Source organism: Amycolatopsis sp. cmx-4-83, assembly GCF_046548815.1.
Classification (GTDB): Bacteria; Actinomycetota; Actinomycetes; order Mycobacteriales; family Pseudonocardiaceae; genus Amycolatopsis; species Amycolatopsis pretoriensis_A.
Window position 1 is genome coordinate 1 of record NZ_JAEBEF010000007.1, and the last position, 14,803, is coordinate 14,803.

Consider the following 14,803-nt stretch of genomic DNA (forward strand, 5'->3'; position numbering starts at 1 on the left):
CAGACCGAAACCCAGCGCCGCGAAGCCCTCCCAGGCTGGCTACACACCTACAATCACCACCGCGGCCACACCGCACTCGCCGGCAAACCCCCCGCCAGCCGCGTCCCCAACCTCACAGGGCAATACAGCTAGCCGAGGGCGCGGCCGCCGTCCACCAGCAGCCGCTGGCCCGTGATGAAGCCCGCTCCCTCCGACGCGAAGAAGCTCACCGCCGCGGCCACGTCGTCGGGGGTGCCCAGGCGGCCCATCGGCACCCCGGCCAGGTAGGCCGCGCGCTCGGCTTCCGGGACGTCCGCGTGGCGCTCCACCGGGACGAAGCCCGGGGCCACCGAATTGACCGTGATGCCGTCCGGGGCCAGCTCGCGGGCCCACGCCCGGGCCAGGCCGGCCTGGGCCGCCTTGGCTGTCGCGTACGCCGAACGGCCCGGTGGCGGGCGGTCCGCCACCTCCGAATCGATGTGGACGATCCGGCCGTACCCGCGGGCGCGCATGCCCGGGAGCACCGCGTGGCCCAGCAGCACCGGCGAGCGCACGAAGAAGTCCAGGTGGCCCAGGTGCCCGGCCCAGTCCACATCGGACAGCAGGACGTCCGGCTGCGGGCCGGTCGCGTTGACGACCAGGACGCTGATCGGGCCCAGCAACGCCGTCGCCGCGTCGACCAGCTCGCCCACCGCGCGCCGGTCGGTCACGTCGGCGGCGAAGGCCGCGGCCCGGCCGCCTTCGGCGAGGACCGCCTCCGCGGCGGCCTTGAGGTCGGGATCGTCGTGCAGGCCGTTCAGCGCCACGGCGAACCCGTCGCGGGCCAGCCGCCGGGCGATCGTGCGGCCCAGGCCTCGGGAGCTTCCGGTCACCAGTGCGACACCCATGGCCCGACGCTAGGGGAGATCGGCGGACACCGAAAGGCCCCCGACGGGTACGCCGGGGGCCTTTCGGTGAGCGGGGGGACTCAGCCGCCGGCAGTGCCGGCGGCCGAACCGAGCGCGACCTGCTCGAGCTTGCCGCCGGTCCCGGCGGCGACCTTCTTGTTGCGGCGGTTGCGCCGCTCCAGGTACGTCGCCAGCGCGGTCAGCAGCAGGCACATCACGACGTAGATGACGGTCGCCACGATCGTGGACGGCACGATCGGCCGCCCGAACGTGCCCTGCGAACCGATGTACCGCGCGTAGTACAGCAGCTCCTGGAACGTGATGATGAAGCCGAGCGCGGTGTCCTTCAGCAGCACGACGAGCTGGCTGATGATCGTCGGCAGCATCGCCCGGATCGCCTGCGGCAGCAGGACCAGGAACATCACCTGCGTCTTGCGCATGCCCAGCGCGTACGCGGCTTCGCTCTGCCCCTTCGGCAGCGACTGGATGCCCGCCCGGAAGACCTCCGCCAGCACCGAGCCGTTGTACAGCGTCAGGCCGAGCACCACGCCGAGGAACGGCGTCATCGGGACGCCGATGGTCGGCAGGCCGAAGTAGAACAGGAACATCAGGATCAGGGCCGGGATGGCGCGGAAGAACTCGACGACGAACCCGGCGATCCCGCGGATCCACGCGTGGTCCGACAGCCGGCCCGCCGCGAAGATCGCGCCGAAGATCAGGGCCAGCACGGCCGCGGACGCGAACGCCTCGAGGGTCTGGAGCACCGCGTTGGCGAGGTCGCGCTGCACCTGCGCGTACTGCAGCCACTCCCACTTGCGGGCGGTGAACTGGCCGCTGTCGTAGAAGCGCCACCCGATGTAGGCGATGAACCCGACCACCGCGACGACGCCGACGACCGCGTAGGTCCGGTAGCGGAGCCGGGCCTTCGGCCCAGGGACGTCGAAGAGGACATTGCTCATCGGGCCACGCTCCAGCGCTTCTCCAGGCTGCGTTGGACGAACGACAGCACGGCGACCAGGATGATGAAGCCGAGTGCGACCCACAGCAGGCCGACCAGCTGGTTCTCGCCGCGTTCGGACAGGTACGAGCGGATCGCGCCGGCCTCCGCGACGGAGAAACCGGCGGCGATCGTGGTGTTCTTCAGCAGCGCGATCAGGGTGCTGATCAGCGGCGGCACGACCGACCGCAGCGCCTGCGGCAGCACGACCTGGCCGAGGATCTGGCCGAACGTCAGCCCCAGCGCGCGGCCCGCCTCGGCCTGGCCGACCGGCACGGTGTTGATGCCCGAGCGCACGACCTCGCAGATGAACGCCGACGTGTACACGGTCAGCGCGATCACCGCGGCCGGGAAGTAGTCGACCTTGACGATGTCCAGCAGCGGGTAGGCGAACACGAAGAACGCGAACACCAGCGTCAGCGGGGTGTTCCGGGCGATCGTCACGTACGTCGTGCCGACGGCGCGGAAGACGGGCACCGGGCTCACCCGCAGCATGGCCAGGACCGTGCCGAGGACCAGGCTGCCGACGGCCGAGAGCACGAACAGCTCGATCGTGCGGAGGAAGAACGGACCGAACAGGTCCAGGTTGTTGAAGAGGACGTCCATGAGCCTTCCCCGCGTCCGTTTCAGGCGGTGGTCAGGTGGTGGATGTGGGAAGGCCGGTGGACCGGGAACCCCGGTCCACCGGCCTCGGTGTCACGTCAGTACTTCTCGAGGGTCGGCTTCTTGGCGGCCGAGCCCGACTTGCCGAGGGTGGCGTCGTAGATCTTCTGCCAGGTGCCGTCGTCCAGCGCCTTCTGCAGGATCTCGTTGACCTTGTCGCGCAGGACCTTGTCGTCCTTGTTGAGGCCGATGCCGTACTTCTCGGTGGAGAACGTCTGGCCGACGACCTTCAGGTTGTCCGGGTCCTGGGACGCGTAGCCCTTGAGGATCGCGTCGTCGGTCGTGACCGCGTCGACGTCCTTCGACAGCAGCTTCTCGACGCACTGCGAGTACTTCTGGAACTCGACGATGTTGCCCGGCTCGGTCAGGTTCTCCGAGCGGACCTTCTGGATCGGGGTCGAGCCGGTGACCGAGCAGACCTTCTTGCCCTTGAGGGTGTCCTTGCCGGTGATCGACGAGTCGTCCTTGCGCACCAGCAGGTCCTGGCCGGCGACGAAGTACGGGCCGGCGAAGGAGACGAGCGCCTTGCGCTTGTCGGTGATCGAGTACGTGCCGACGTAGTAGTTCACGTCGCCGTTCGCGATCGTCTGCTCACGGGCGCCGGAGTCGACCGTGCGGAAGGTGATCTTCTCCGGGTCGAAGCCGAGGCCGGCCGAGACGAGCTTCGCGATCTCGATGTCGAAGCCGCCGAACTTGCCGGTCGTCGGGTCCTTCTGGCCCAGGCCGGGCTGGTCGTCCTTGGCGCCGACGGTCAGCGCGCCGGCCGACTTCATCTTCGCGAACACCGGGGAGCCGGCCAGGTCGACGCCGGAAGCGACCGGGTACGTCGGCAGCGCGGCGGCGCTCGAACCGCTCTGGTCGCCGGCACCCGGGGTGCTCGGCGTGCCTTCCTTGCCGCAGGCGGTCAGGGTGGTCAGCGTCAGGCCACCGACGAGCACTCCCACCGCGAGGGTGCGGATCCTCATGTGAATCTCTCCTGTGTGTCGTCACCCGCGGCGCGACGGCGCCGCGGAACGTTCTCTCAGTGGGTCAGGATCTTGCCGAGGAAGTCCTTCGCGCGCTCGCTCTTGGGTGCGGTGAAGAACTCCTCGGGCGTCGTGTCCTCGACGATCTCGCCGTCGGCCATGAAGATCACCCGATCGGCTGCCCGGCGGGCGAAGCCCATTTCGTGGGTCACGACGAGCATCGTCATGCCGTCCTTGGCCAGGCCCGTCATGACGTCGAGGACTTCCTGGACCATTTCCGGGTCCAGCGCCGAGGTCGGCTCGTCGAACAGCATGACCTTGGGCCGCATCGCCAGCGCCCGCGCGATGGCGACGCGCTGCTGCTGGCCGCCCGAGAGCTGCGCCGGGTACTTGTCGGCCTGGTTGGCGATGCCGACGCGCTCCAGCAGTTCCATCGCCGTCTTGCGCGCTTCGGCCTGCGAGGTCTTGCGGACCTTCACCGGCGCGAGCATCACGTTCTCGACGATGGTCTTGTGCGCGAACAGGTTGAACGACTGGAACACCATGCCGACGTCGGCGCGCAGGGCGGCGAGCGCCTTGCCTTCGGCGGGCAGCGGGACGCCGTCGACGGCGATCTCGCCCGAGTTGATCGGCTCCAGCCGGTTGATGGCCCGGCAGAGGGTCGACTTGCCCGACCCCGAGGGGCCCAGCACCACGACGACCTGGCCGCGGGGCACCTCGAGCGTGATCTCCCTGAGCACGTGCAGGTCGCCGAAGTACTTGTTCACGGCGGACGCCTTGATCATCGGCGCCGCCACCTCCGCGGTCATCTGGCCTCCAGGATCGGTCGAATGCGGCGTGGGTCACCACGCGATGGCGAGAACCTACCGTTGCTCCACCTGCTCGCAAGGCGGCTTGACCCATTCTTAGGGTTTCAAGTGGGTATCGATGTCCGATTCGGCACCCGGCGCGCCGACGTCCTAGAGTTCGTCGCTACCGGCGCGGTGAAGCAGGTCACCAGGGAGGGTGGACGGGTGCGGGTGCTGCTGGTGGAGGACGACGACCGGGTCGCGGGGGCGCTGATCCCGGCGCTGACCCGCCGCGGCCTGGCGATCGCCCGGCTGGCCACCGGCGCGGGTGTGCTCGAGCGGGTGAACGAGGTCGACGTCATCCTGCTCGACCTCGGCCTGCCGGACATCGACGGCGTCACGCTGTGCCACCAGATCCGCGCGGTCAGCGACGTCGCGATCATCGTCGTGTCGGCGCGCGGCGAGGTCGACGACCGGATCAAGGGCCTGCGCGCGGGCGCCGACGACTACCTGGTCAAGCCCTACGACGTCGAGGAGCTGCTCGCCCGGGTCGAGGCGGTGCGCCGCCGCCGCGGCGAGCACACGACGGCCGAGCCGGTGGTGATCCGGGTCGGGGACGTCAGCGTCGACCTGTCCCGGCACGAGGTGCTGGTCGACGGGCGCGCGGTCGCGTTGTCCCGCAAGGAGTTCCAGGTGCTCGCGCTGGTCGCGGGCGCGCGTGGCGCGGTCTGCTCGCGCGAGCACGTGCTCACCGAGGTGTGGGGCCACCGCGGTCCCGCGGAGAGCCGCTCGCTCGACGTCCACGTCGCCACGCTGCGGACGAAGCTGGGCCGCCCGGCGCTGATCGAGACGGTCCGCGGGGTCGGCTACCGGCTCGGCGGCCAGGTCTCGCGGAGCTGACGGCGTGCGCGTCCGGCTGCAGGGCATCGTGCTGACGCTGGTCGCGTTGCTGGTGTTCGGCCTGGGCATCCCGCTGGCCACCACGATCGCCGCCGGCGCGCAGCAGGACCTCTTCCTCGACCGGCTGACCGACACCGCGCGGTTCGCGTCGCTGGCGCAGCGGCCGCTGCTGGACAACAAGCCGTCGCTGCTCGACCCCGACCTGCGCCGCTACACCGAGGTGTACGGCGTCCAGGTGCTCGTCTTCGACCAGGACGGCAAGCCGGTGGGCAGCTCGCTGGGCCCGAACGCCGCACGGCTCGACATGCGCGCCCCGCGGATCAGCGACCCGGTCCACGAGGCGCTGGCCGGCCGCCGTTCTCAGCCCGGCGGCGTGCTGATGCCGTGGGACGCGACCCCGTTGGTGCTGGCCGAACCCGTGCTCGCCGACGGCGAGGTGCGCGGCGCGGTCGTGACCGTGTCCGACACCGGCGCCGAGCGGGCCGACGTGCTGTGGTGGTGGCTGCTGCTCGCCGCGGGCGGGATCCTCGCGTTCACGCTGGCGCTGGCCGTGGCGATCCCGGTGGTCCGGTGGATCCTGCGGCCGGTGCACCGGCTCGACGACGCGACCGGCGCGCTGGTCGCGTCCGTGGTCAGCGGGCGCGAGGCCGAGCCGGTGGGGGAGAGCGGCGGGCCGCCGGAGCTGCGGCAGCTCGGCCGTTCCTTCGACCGGATGGCCGAGAGCGTGTCGGGGGCGCTGGCCGCGCAGCGCGCGTTCGTCGCGGACGCGTCCCACCAGTTGCGCAACCCGCTGACCGCGTTGAAGATCCGGCTCGGCAACCTCGAAGGCCACGTCGACGACGAGCCGGCCGCGGCCGACCTCGAGGCCGCGCGGGTCGACGCGGGCCGGCTGCACCAGATCCTCGACGGGCTGCTGTCGATGGCCCGCGCCGAGGCCTCCGGCGGCGAGCTGGACCCGGTCGTGCTGGACGAGGCCGTCGCCGAGCGGGTCGCCGACTGGTCGGTGGTCGGCGAGGCCAGGGACGTGCGGCTGGTCGTGGACACCCCCGGCGACGGCGTGTGCGTGCGCATGCCGCCGCGCGGCGCCGAGACGATCCTGGACGCGCTGCTCGACAACGCGCTGAAGTTCACCGCGGCGGGCACCGAGATCCAGGTCACCGTCGAGCGCGACGACGACCGCGTGCGCCTGTCGGTCCGCGACCACGGCCCGGGCCTGCGGCCCGACGAGCTCGACCGCGCGCTGGACCGCTTCTGGCGCAGCCCGGCCCACCAGAACGTGCCCGGCTCGGGGCTGGGCCTGGCGATCGTCAGCGAGATCGTCGCCCACTCCGACGGTGAACTGGTCCTGGACCTGCCCGAAGGCGGCGGCCTCCGGATCTCGATGACGTTCCCGGCGGCTTAGGTCTTCTTCGCCCGGTAGTAGCGCAGCGCGCCCGGGTGCAGCGGGATCGGCTGGGTCTCGATGCCCGGGTGGACGTCGATCGACAGCGCCGCCGGGTTGGCGACGGCGAGCTGCTGCCGGGCCGCGAACAGGCCGCTGACCAGTGCTTCGGCGACGTCTTCGCGCATCGACGTCGGCACCACGAGGAAGTTCGGCACCACGAGCGTGGTCACCGGCTGGAGCTGGTCGTAGGTGCTCGCCGGGATGGTGGCGGTGCCGTAGACCTCGCTGAGCGCCTGCATCTTCGGCATCTGGTCGGCGATGTCGACCAGCCGCAGCCGGCTCTTGTTGTCCGCCAGCTTCGGGGTCGGCAGCCCACCGGACCAGAAGAACGCGTCGACGTCGCCGTTGAGCAGCGCCGCGACGGAGTCGTCGAGGCCGCGGGTGATCGTGCTGACCGCACCGGTCAGATCGGCCGCGGCGAGCAGCTTCCCGGCGATGTACTCGACCCCGGAGGCGGGCGAGCCGATCGCGATCCGGCGCCCGCGCAGCTGCGCCACCGACCGGATGTCGGAGTCGGACCGCACGACGACGTGCAGGTAGTCGTCGTGGATCCGGGCGAGGGCGGCGAGCCCCCGGTTGGTCCGGTACTGGTCGGCGGCGACGTCGGCGGCCACGAAGGCGACGTCGGCCTGCCCGCTCAGCACCCGCGCGACGTTGTCCGGCGACCCCTGGGTCTGCAGCACCTGCGGCCGCTCGATGTCGAGCCCGCTCTGCCACGCGGTGGCGAGGGGCTGGGCGAGCCTGTCGTAGACCCCGCCCGGGTTGCCGGCGGCGATCCGCAGCCGCACGTCGGCGAACTCGCCGGAGCAGCCGGAGAGGACCAGGAGGAGGACGGCCGCCATCACGAGTCCGCGCAGCCGCCGGGTCCCGGTCACCCGTCGATCGTGCCAGACCCCGGCGCCCGCCGTCAGTCGGTCATCCCTTCGACCAGCGTGCGCAGCTTGGTCAGCGCTCGGTGCTGGGCCACCCGGACCGAGCCGGGGGACACGCCGACGGCGGCGCCGGTCTCCTCCGCCGAGAGCCCGACCACCACCCGCAGGACGACGATCTCCCGCTGCTGACGCGGCAACAACGCCAGCAGGCGGCCCAGGCGTCCGTTGAGCTCGTTGCTCAAGGCGGTGATCTCGGGCTCGGCGCCGCTCGCCGGACGTTCGGGCAGGTCGGGGACCGGCTCCGACCGGTCCCGCGCGGCCGCCCGATGCGCGTCGGCCACCTTGTGCGCCGCGATGCCGTAGACGAACGCCAGGAACGGACGACCGCTGTCCCGGTAGGACGGCAGCGCGGTGAGTACCGCGAGGCACACCTCCTGGGCGACGTCGTCGGGTGAAACCAGCGAGTGCTTCCCGCGGCCCATCCGGGCGTGGCAGTAACGCACGACGATCGGCCGGATGTATGCCAGCACCTGTTCCGCCGACGTGCTTTCGCCGTCGATCGTGACGTGTGCACCCGGGTCAGCGTCCGCAGGCAACCGGCCCTCCCGGGTTCGCGCACGGCGCCGTGGTCTCGCGGCCGGTGATGCTGATCGGCCCGGCGGTGAAGTCGGCCCGCAGCAACCACAGCCCGCCCACCACGGCCCCGATCACCAGCAGGATCACCAGCACGGTCCGGAGGGTGTTCGGCGTGCTGGTGACGATCTTCTCGATCAGCCGGACGACGTTGCCGCTCACCGGGCCGCCTTCCGCCGGGCCGCGCTGAGTTCTTCGTAGCGGCCGGTCAGCTGCTCGACCTCGCTGTCGCGCAGGCCCAGTGCGCGCAGGAAGACGGTCATCTGGTCGGTCCGCGGCAGCGTGGTGCCGCTCAGCAGCCGGCAGAGGGTGGCGCGCGACATCGCCTTGGTGACGTCGCCGTCGGCCTCGCACAGCCGGGCCATCCGGCGCAGCACGTCGACCTTGCCGAGGTCGTGCCGGAGCATGGCCCGCCGCAGGTCGAGCGCGAGCCCGGCGAGCGCGTCGCCGGGCAGGTCCGGGTTGTGCTTCGCGAACTCCTCGAGCGCGGCGGCCCACCAGACCCGGTGGGCCTCGTGCACGGGAGCGCCCACACCGGCGGCGATGCCGCGCACGAGCCGCAGGCGGGGCAGTTCGGCGCCGCCGAGCGCGCCGGACACGGCGCTCACGGAGTAGCTCGCCGCCGCCGCAACTTCTTCCAGCGACGTTTCACCGACGAAACCGCGCAGCCACTTCTTCAGTGCTTTCACGGCGGGTCCGGCCTCGGCGGGCAACGCCGATTTTCTCCGCCCCGGCCGCGGCCGGTACGCGGGCACGGGGGTACTCACGAAAGGGGGCACCGGAAATCCTCCTCGATCACGTCGTCCAGGCGAGGCAGCCGCCGCCGGGGTGCCGGATTGCCGTCCGGGCCCAAGATCCTCGGTGCGACCGAATTACCGAGATCCTGGCCCACCGCGTAGCCGCCGGCAACGGTCTGTCATATTTTCCGGAAATCGCCGTGATCGGAACGAGATTCGATCAAGGGTCGTCTTTTTCCGCTGTTCGTCTCAGCCGGGGAACGTCCGGCGGCGGCCGCGACGACAAGGGGGCGAATGGCCGAGGACCTCCGTCGCACCGTCCAGGCGAGGCTCGAAGCCGCACCGGTCCCGTTGCCGCGGGACCTCATCGCCGGCGCCGGCCTGGTACCGGCGCTTTTTCCGCTGTTCGTCTCAGCCGGGGAACGTCCGGTGCCCGCCGTGACGACAAGGGGGCGTACGGCTGAGGACCTCCGTCACTTCGTCCGGGCGAGGCTCGCAGCACCGGCCGGCCCGTTGCCGCGGGCCGCGCACCGCAGTCCATGAGACGAGCTCCGGGAACGTGCGAACCTAACGTCGGACCCATGAGTTCTGCCACGTACCTGTCCACCGCTTCGACCCGGTGGGACGCGCGGCTGTGGGGAGTTCTCCTCACCGTCTCGATCGTCACGGCGCTCGACGCCCTCGACGGGTCGATGGTCGGGGTCGCGCTGCCCGCCATCCAGGCCGAGTTCGGGTTGTCCACGAACGCGCTGCAATGGGTCGTCAGCGGGTACGTGCTGGGCTTCGGCGGGCTGCTGCTGCTCGGCGGCCGCACCGCCGACCTGCTCGGGCGGCGCCGGGTCTTCCTCGCCGCCGTTTCGCTGTTCGCGCTGGCTTCGCTGTTCGGCGGGCTCGTCGACGACGGGACGCTGCTGATCGTGAGCCGTTTCGTCAAGGGGGCGGCCGCCGCGTTCACCGTGCCCGCGGCCCTGTCCATCGTGACCACGACGTTCCGGGAAGGGCCCGCGCGCAACAAGGCGATCAGCATCTTCGCCGTGTTCGGGGCCAGCGGGTACTCCGCCGGGCTGGTCTTCTCCGGGCTGCTGACCGAACTCGGCTGGCGCTGGACGTTCCTGCTGCCCGCGCCGCTCGCCGCGGCGGTGGTGGTCGTGGCGTGGAAGCTGATCCCCGCGTACCGCACCGAGCCGTCGGGCGGCTACGACCTGCCCGGCGCGCTCACCGGGGTCGGCGGCTCGCTGCTGCTCGTGTATGGCGTGGTCGAGGCGCCCGAAACCGGCTGGGTCGCGCCCCGCACGCTGATCACGTTCGTGGTCGCCGTCGCGCTGCTGGTGGCGTTCGTGCTCATCGAGAAGCGCACCCGCAACCCCTTGCTGCGGCTGGGCATCCTCCGCTCCGGCCCGCTCGCCCGCGCCAATCTGGGCGCCGCGCTGTTCTTCGCCTCCTTCATCAGCGTCCAGTTCGTCGTGATGCTCTACTTCCAGCGCGTGCTCGGCTGGTCGCCGCTGCAGACGGCGCTGGGCTTCCTGCCGGCGGCGATGATCGTGGCGTTCGGCTGCCCGCGCGTCGACCCGCTGATCGAGCGCGTCGGGACGGCCCGCGCGATCTTCGCCGGGGTGGTCGCGCACGTGCTCTCCTACGCGCTGTTCCTGCGCGTCGACGAGCACTCGGGCTACGTCGGCTCGGTGCTGCCCAGCATGATCCTGCTCGGGCTCGGCTTCGCGCTGGCCTTCCCGTCGTTCAACATCCAGGCCACGGCCGGCATCCCGGACGGCGAGCAGGGCCTGGCCGGCGGCCTGGTCAACACCTCGCTGCAGGTCGGCGGCGCGATCGGCCTCGCGGTCGTGACCGCGGTGCTGACCGCGGCCGGCGACGGCGCATCCTCGACCGCCGCACTGCTGCGCGGATGGGTGCCGGCACTGGTCGTGGTGACCGGGTTCACCGTGGCGGGTCTGGTCGTCGCGCTCGTCGGCCTCCTGGCCCGCCCGCGGGCCGCGGCGCCCGAGCCCGAGCTGGAGTCCGTCTAGCGGCGCGGTCGACGGACCTCGGACGCGGCTCCTAGCCGAGGGTCGCGATGCCGGCCAGGAAGATGTCGACGCCGGCGAGGAACTGCTCGCGGTCGTCGTGCTCGCCCAGCCGGGCCGCCGCCTTGTGCACGAACGGGTACCGGGCCGGGTCGAGCGCGGCCCACTGGGCGGCGACGCCGGACAGGAACGCCGAGCGGTCGACGTCGCCGGCGAGGAGCCGGGCGTTCGCCGCGTTCTGGCTCGCCACCCCGAGCACGTAGTTCACCAGCGCGCCCGCGGCGTCGAACAGCGCTTCCCCGGGGACGTCGAGCGCGTCGAGCAGCCCGCCGATGCGCTCGTAGACCTCGAGGAGCGCGGGGCGCCACGGCTCGCGGGACAGCTGGGCGCCGACCCACGGGTGGGCGTCGATCGCGTCGAACAGGCCCAGCGCGACCGTGCGCAGGGCTTCCCGCGGCTCCGCGCCGACGACGACGCCGGTCACGACCCCGGCGATGACGTCGTCGGTGGCCGCCGCGAGCAGGTCGCTCTTGTTCGCGATGTGGTGGTAGATCGCCCCGTAGCCGGTGCTCAGCCGCCCGGTGAGCGCCCGGAAGGTCAGCGCGGCCTCGCCGCCTTCGTCGAGGAGGCCGGTCGCCGCCTCGACGATCACTTCCCGGGACAGGCCGTCCGTGCGCCGCTTCGCCATGGGCTCATCATCGCACGTTTGGATCGGCGCTCCAAAGTCGTGCTAGCTTGGTTCGGATCGACGATCCAATCGAAGGAGCGCCATGAGCGAAGAAGTCACGATCATCGGAGCAGGCCTGGGCGGCCTCGTGCTGGCCCGCGTCCTGCACCGGCACGGCATCCCGGTCGCCGTCCACGAAGCCGAGCCCTCGCCGGCCGCGCGCCGCCAGGGCGGGATGCTCGACATCCACCCGTGGAACGGCCGGCCCGCGCTGGAGGCAGCCGGCCTGACCGAGGGGTTCCGCGAGCTCGTCCTACCCGGCCGGGAGTCCTACCGGGTCCTCGACCGGGCGGGGACCGTGCTGCTCGACCGGCCGGACGACGGCACGGGCGAGCGGCCCGAGGTGCAGCGCGGCGAACTGCGGCAGCTGCTGCTCGACGCGCTGCCGCCCGGCGTCGTCCGGTGGGGCCACAAGGCCGTCGCCGTGCGGGCGCTCGGCGACGGCCGCCACGAAGTGGACTTCGCGGACGGCACCAGCATGCGCACGAACCTGCTGGTCGGCGCGGACGGCGCGTGGTCGCGGGTGCGCCCGCTGCTCTCCGGCGCCACACCCGAGTACGTCGGCGTCTCGGTCGTCGAGACGTTTCTCCTCGACGGCGACACCCGCCACCCGGCCGCGGCGGAAGCGGTCGGCGCCGGATCGCTGTTCGCGCTCGCGCCGGGCCACGGCATCCTCGCCCACCGGGAAAGCGGCGGAACCCTGCACACGTACGCGCAGCTGCGCAAGCCCGAGGACTGGCTCGCCGGCCTCGACCCCGCCGAGGTGACCGCGCGGGCCGCCGCCGAGTTCGACGGCTGGGCCCCGGAGCTCACCGCCCTGATCACCGCGAGCGACACCCCGCCGGTGCTCCGCCGCCTCCACACGCTCCCCGCCGGGCACCGCTGGGACCGCGTGCCGGGGGTGACCCTGCTCGGCGACGCGGCGCACCTCATGCCCCCGAACGGCGAAGGCGCCAACCTGGCCATGCTGGACGGCGCCGAACTCGGGGAAGCCCTTGCCTCGCACCGGGATGACGTCGAGAGCGCGCTGGTGGCGTACGAGCAGCGCATGTTCGAGCGCGCGGCCGCCGAAGCCGCGGACGAGGACATCTACGAAGTCATGTTCGGCGCGGACGCGCCGCACAGCATGGTCGCCCTGCTGGCTCAGGCGGAAGCGTAGGGAAGCAGCTCTCCCGGATCAGACCGTGACACTGAGCCGGATGTGCGACGGTATCTCCAGCCACCAGCGTGCCGAGACGCGCGCGACTCGCGGCAGGTCCGCGGTGGCCAGGACCCGGTGGAGGAAGTTGCTCTTTTCGGTGCGGCCGGCGGCGTAGACGAGGCGGTCGATCGTGGACGTCGTGGTGCTGCCCGGCCGCCACCGGCGGGTGATCGCGAGTGCGGCGCGCCAGAAGTTCTCGTCGCTTTCCCCGCCGATGTGACCGAGGGCGAACGCCGCCGCCTCGCGTACGTCCGCTCGGGTCCCGGCGGCGAGCACCAGTTGTTCGACAAGGGCACGTTCGCGCCGGCCACCCAGCTTGCGCAGGGCTTCCGCCACGATCGCCGACTCCGGCTCGCGATGGCGCCCGGCCATGACGCGCCCCAACTCCCTTGCGATCGGCAGCCGGTAGGGGCCGGCGTGGAGGAGGAACAGCGCGTGCATGCGTTCGTCGAAGACGTCGGCACCGAGGGCTTCGGCCAAAAGGTCGTTCAGCACGTCCTGGTCGGCCGGGTGGACGGTGCCGCCGACGGAAGCGGTGACCGTCTCGATCAAGGTCCGGTGGTCGCGGGCACCGTCCCGGTCGGTCTTCGTGATCAGGCCGAACCGCTTGCGCAGCTGCGCGGGCAGGCAGGCGGCGATCGCCGCGGCGAGCGGCTGGTCGCGCAAGTCGGCCAGGACACCACCGATGTGCACGAGCTGGCCGCGGGTGAAGTGCCCCAGCCGGACCTTGCGGTGGCAGGACAGGAGCGCGCCCGAGAAGGACCGGTGTGAAGTCGGGTTCGTCAGCTGCCGCATGACGACCGAGGCCGCGGGACCGGACGAAGTGGCGTCGAGAACGGAGATCGTGCCGATGAGGCTCTGGGTCGCCCGATCGGCTGCCGCGGCCGCCGCGGTGGCCACGGCGATCTCCCCGCCGACCGGGTGAGCCAGGAGGCGGTGCAGTGCTTCCGCACGCCACAGCCAGTGCGCCCCGTCGGCGATGGCCATCTCCGCGAGCAGCCGTTCCGCCAGCCGCGCCCACGTCGAACGGGGACTCACCACCACGAGGCCCCGGGACAGGAGATCGGTCAGTGCGTCCCAGTCCCGCCCGGAAAACAGGTCGTCGCCGGTCGCCCGCTCGATCAGCCGGTCGAGCCGGGTGGACACCGATGCGGGGTCGAGCGGTGGGCGCGCGAGAGCCGGCCCGGTCCCAGCCGGTTTCCGTAGTAGCGGGCCATGTTGTCGGCGATCGTCACCAATTCCGGTCGGTCCAAGGCGTTCGCGTAGCCGCGGACGGCGAAATGGCCGATGCCGGCGCTTCCCCGCTCCCAGCGGCTCAGGGTGCTCGGCGCGATTCCCCCACCGAGCGCGGCCGCGAACTCCCGCAGGCCGAGCGGCCCACGGCTGGTGCGCAACAACCAGTCCAGCCGGCGGTTGCTCTCGCTTTGCCCGAAAGAGACCACCATTACTTGGTAGCACGGTGTTCGTCGCGGCCGCGTAGACAATAATGGGACAAGAAGTGTCCACGGAATTGCCTGATGTCGCGTTGCACGGCGATTGATGTCCGCAACGAAGCGCGTTTCGCGGGTTTTCCGTTCTAGCGTGAATCCTCGACCGTGGAATACGAGGAGGAACGATGAACATCGTGACCAGAGCACTGGCCGTGACGGCGATCGCGGCGACGGCTGCCGCGGGTGGCGTGGCGACCGCGTCGGCGGCACCGGCGCGCGGAGACTCCGTCCAGGCGGCCCGCGGGTACGTGACCCAGGGCAACCTGCGGCAGGACCCGAACCTCGGCGCCGGCATCAAGGTGACGATCTACAACCAGTGGGTGGACATCAACTGCTGGCTCGACGGCGGGGACAACGGCTTCGGGTCGAACCGCTGGTTCAAGGCCACCTACTACTCGCAGGTGGGCTACCTCAGCTCCGGCGTCGTTTCCCAGCAGCCGGCGGTCGGGCACTGCTGACGCCACCGGTGGGCCCGGCCCGGCCCGGGCCCACCGCACCC

The 14,803-nt window shown here is 71.7% G+C and carries 17 protein-coding genes and 1 pseudogene; 6 read left to right on the forward strand and 12 right to left on the reverse strand.

The annotated features are described in order from the left end of the window. Nucleotides 1-132, forward strand: a pseudogene (locus ACLJQM_RS21585) (IS481 family transposase); the annotation flags it as partial. Here ACLJQM_RS21585 and ACLJQM_RS21590 read toward each other — a convergent pair. The 5 genes from ACLJQM_RS21590 to ACLJQM_RS21610 all read right to left on the reverse strand — a co-directional run bounded on the left by ACLJQM_RS21590 (nt 129) and on the right by ACLJQM_RS21610 (nt 4,276). Next, nucleotides 129-866 carry an SDR family NAD(P)-dependent oxidoreductase gene (locus ACLJQM_RS21590; protein WP_360766553.1) on the reverse strand — a complete coding sequence of 246 codons (738 nt, stop codon included), beginning with the start codon at nt 864-866 and terminating at the stop codon, nt 129-131. The pseudogene ACLJQM_RS21585 and the gene ACLJQM_RS21590 sit on opposite strands and share 4 nt — an antisense overlap. 80 nt (nt 867-946) lie before the next feature. Beyond that, on the reverse strand, nt 947-1,825 hold the full coding sequence (locus ACLJQM_RS21595) for an amino acid ABC transporter permease (RefSeq protein ID WP_410632557.1): 879 nt from the start codon (nt 1,823-1,825) through the stop codon (nt 947-949). After that, nucleotides 1,822-2,469 carry an amino acid ABC transporter permease gene (locus ACLJQM_RS21600; protein WP_410632558.1) on the reverse strand — a complete coding sequence of 216 codons (648 nt, stop codon included), beginning with the start codon at nt 2,467-2,469 and terminating at the stop codon, nt 1,822-1,824. Before ACLJQM_RS21600 ends, ACLJQM_RS21595 begins: the two co-directional genes overlap by 4 nt. A gap of 95 nt (nt 2,470-2,564) precedes the next feature. Then, a complete protein-coding gene (locus ACLJQM_RS21605; RefSeq protein WP_410632559.1) occupies nt 2,565-3,491 on the reverse strand; it encodes a glutamate ABC transporter substrate-binding protein in 927 nt (308 codons plus the stop codon). A 56-nt stretch (nt 3,492-3,547) separates the two neighbouring features. Next, on the reverse strand, nt 3,548-4,276 hold the full coding sequence (locus tag ACLJQM_RS21610; RefSeq protein WP_003054447.1) for an amino acid ABC transporter ATP-binding protein: 729 nt from the start codon (nt 4,274-4,276) through the stop codon (nt 3,548-3,550). Between the two features lie 228 nt (nt 4,277-4,504). Here ACLJQM_RS21610 and ACLJQM_RS21615 point away from each other — a divergent pair, with 228 nt between their 5' ends. Together ACLJQM_RS21615 and ACLJQM_RS21620 are read left to right on the forward strand one after the other, a co-directional pair. Further along, nucleotides 4,505-5,179 (forward strand): response regulator transcription factor, encoded by a 675-nt coding sequence (locus ACLJQM_RS21615; RefSeq protein ID WP_247025225.1) that lies wholly within the window; start codon nt 4,505-4,507, stop codon nt 5,177-5,179. Between the two features lie 4 nt (nt 5,180-5,183). Next, a complete protein-coding gene (locus tag ACLJQM_RS21620) occupies nt 5,184-6,581 on the forward strand; it encodes a sensor histidine kinase (RefSeq protein ID WP_410632560.1) in 1,398 nt (465 codons plus the stop codon). Here the strand turns inward: ACLJQM_RS21620 and ACLJQM_RS21625 are convergent. From ACLJQM_RS21625 to ACLJQM_RS21640, 4 genes are read right to left on the reverse strand one after another with little or no spacing between them, the layout of a single operon-like run. After that, a complete protein-coding gene (locus ACLJQM_RS21625) occupies nt 6,578-7,498 on the reverse strand; it encodes a TAXI family TRAP transporter solute-binding subunit (RefSeq protein ID WP_410632561.1) in 921 nt (306 codons plus the stop codon). The two genes, ACLJQM_RS21620 and ACLJQM_RS21625, sit on opposite strands and share 4 nt — an antisense overlap. A 32-nt stretch (nt 7,499-7,530) precedes the next feature. Beyond that, nucleotides 7,531-8,091: an RNA polymerase sigma factor ShbA gene (gene shbA / locus ACLJQM_RS21630; RefSeq protein ID WP_410632562.1), complete on the reverse strand. Its 561-nt coding sequence runs from the start codon at nt 8,089-8,091 to the stop codon at nt 7,531-7,533. Beyond that, entirely contained in the window at nt 8,075-8,290 is a 216-nt protein-coding gene (locus tag ACLJQM_RS21635) for a hypothetical protein (protein WP_410632563.1), read from the reverse strand. Before ACLJQM_RS21635 ends, shbA begins: the two co-directional genes overlap by 17 nt. Continuing rightward, complete coding sequence (locus ACLJQM_RS21640; protein ID WP_410632564.1) at nt 8,287-8,817, reverse strand: hypothetical protein; 531 nt, start codon at nt 8,815-8,817, stop codon at nt 8,287-8,289. The genes ACLJQM_RS21635 and ACLJQM_RS21640 overlap by 4 nt, the downstream gene beginning before the upstream one ends. A gap of 629 nt (nt 8,818-9,446) precedes the next feature. Here ACLJQM_RS21640 and ACLJQM_RS21645 point away from each other — a divergent pair. Beyond that, nucleotides 9,447-10,889 (forward strand): MFS transporter, encoded by a 1,443-nt coding sequence (locus ACLJQM_RS21645; RefSeq protein WP_410632565.1) that lies wholly within the window; start codon nt 9,447-9,449, stop codon nt 10,887-10,889. 31 nt (nt 10,890-10,920) lie between these two features. On the opposite strand, the gene ACLJQM_RS21650 is transcribed toward ACLJQM_RS21645, so the two are convergent. Beyond that, entirely contained in the window at nt 10,921-11,574 is a 654-nt protein-coding gene (locus ACLJQM_RS21650; RefSeq protein ID WP_247012251.1) for a TetR/AcrR family transcriptional regulator, read from the reverse strand. Between the two features lie 82 nt (nt 11,575-11,656). Between ACLJQM_RS21650 and ACLJQM_RS21655 the strand changes: the two genes are divergently transcribed. Continuing rightward, nucleotides 11,657-12,772, forward strand: a complete 1,116-nt coding sequence (locus ACLJQM_RS21655; protein WP_410632566.1) for an FAD-dependent oxidoreductase — start codon at nt 11,657-11,659, stop codon at nt 12,770-12,772. Nucleotides 12,773-12,790: 18 nt separating this feature from the next. Here the strand turns inward: ACLJQM_RS21655 and ACLJQM_RS21660 are convergent, their stop codons facing one another. Next, nucleotides 12,791-13,960 (reverse strand): hypothetical protein, encoded by a 1,170-nt coding sequence (locus ACLJQM_RS21660; RefSeq protein WP_410632567.1) that lies wholly within the window; start codon nt 13,958-13,960, stop codon nt 12,791-12,793. Further along, entirely contained in the window at nt 13,936-14,208 is a 273-nt protein-coding gene (locus tag ACLJQM_RS21665; protein ID WP_410632568.1) for a helix-turn-helix domain-containing protein, read from the reverse strand. Before ACLJQM_RS21665 ends, ACLJQM_RS21660 begins: the two co-directional genes overlap by 25 nt. Nucleotides 14,209-14,429: 221 nt before the next feature. Here ACLJQM_RS21665 and ACLJQM_RS21670 point away from each other — a divergent pair, with 221 nt between their 5' ends. Then, complete coding sequence (locus ACLJQM_RS21670; RefSeq protein WP_247012245.1) at nt 14,430-14,762, forward strand: hypothetical protein; 333 nt, start codon at nt 14,430-14,432, stop codon at nt 14,760-14,762. The last annotated feature ends 41 nt before the right edge of the window (nt 14,763-14,803 follow it).

Bases quoted from the DNA above. Each gene is read 5' to 3' on its own strand.
- ACLJQM_RS21590 (WP_360766553.1), bottom strand. From the start codon at position 866: ATGGGTGTCGCACTGGTGACCGGAAGCTCCCGAGGCCTGGGCCGCACG.
- ACLJQM_RS21595 (WP_410632557.1), bottom strand. From the start codon at position 1,825: ATGAGCAATGTCCTCTTCGACGTCCCTGGGCCGAAGGCCCGGCTCCGC.
- ACLJQM_RS21600 (WP_410632558.1), bottom strand. From the start codon at position 2,469: ATGGACGTCCTCTTCAACAACCTGGACCTGTTCGGTCCGTTCTTCCTC.
- ACLJQM_RS21605 (WP_410632559.1), bottom strand. From the start codon at position 3,491: ATGAGGATCCGCACCCTCGCGGTGGGAGTGCTCGTCGGTGGCCTGACG.
- ACLJQM_RS21610 (WP_003054447.1), bottom strand. From the start codon at position 4,276: ATGATCAAGGCGTCCGCCGTGAACAAGTACTTCGGCGACCTGCACGTG.
- ACLJQM_RS21645 (WP_410632565.1), top strand. From the start codon at position 9,447: ATGAGTTCTGCCACGTACCTGTCCACCGCTTCGACCCGGTGGGACGCG.
- ACLJQM_RS21650 (WP_247012251.1), bottom strand. From the start codon at position 11,574: ATGGCGAAGCGGCGCACGGACGGCCTGTCCCGGGAAGTGATCGTCGAG.
- ACLJQM_RS21655 (WP_410632566.1), top strand. From the start codon at position 11,657: ATGAGCGAAGAAGTCACGATCATCGGAGCAGGCCTGGGCGGCCTCGTG.
- ACLJQM_RS21670 (WP_247012245.1), top strand. From the start codon at position 14,430: ATGAACATCGTGACCAGAGCACTGGCCGTGACGGCGATCGCGGCGACG.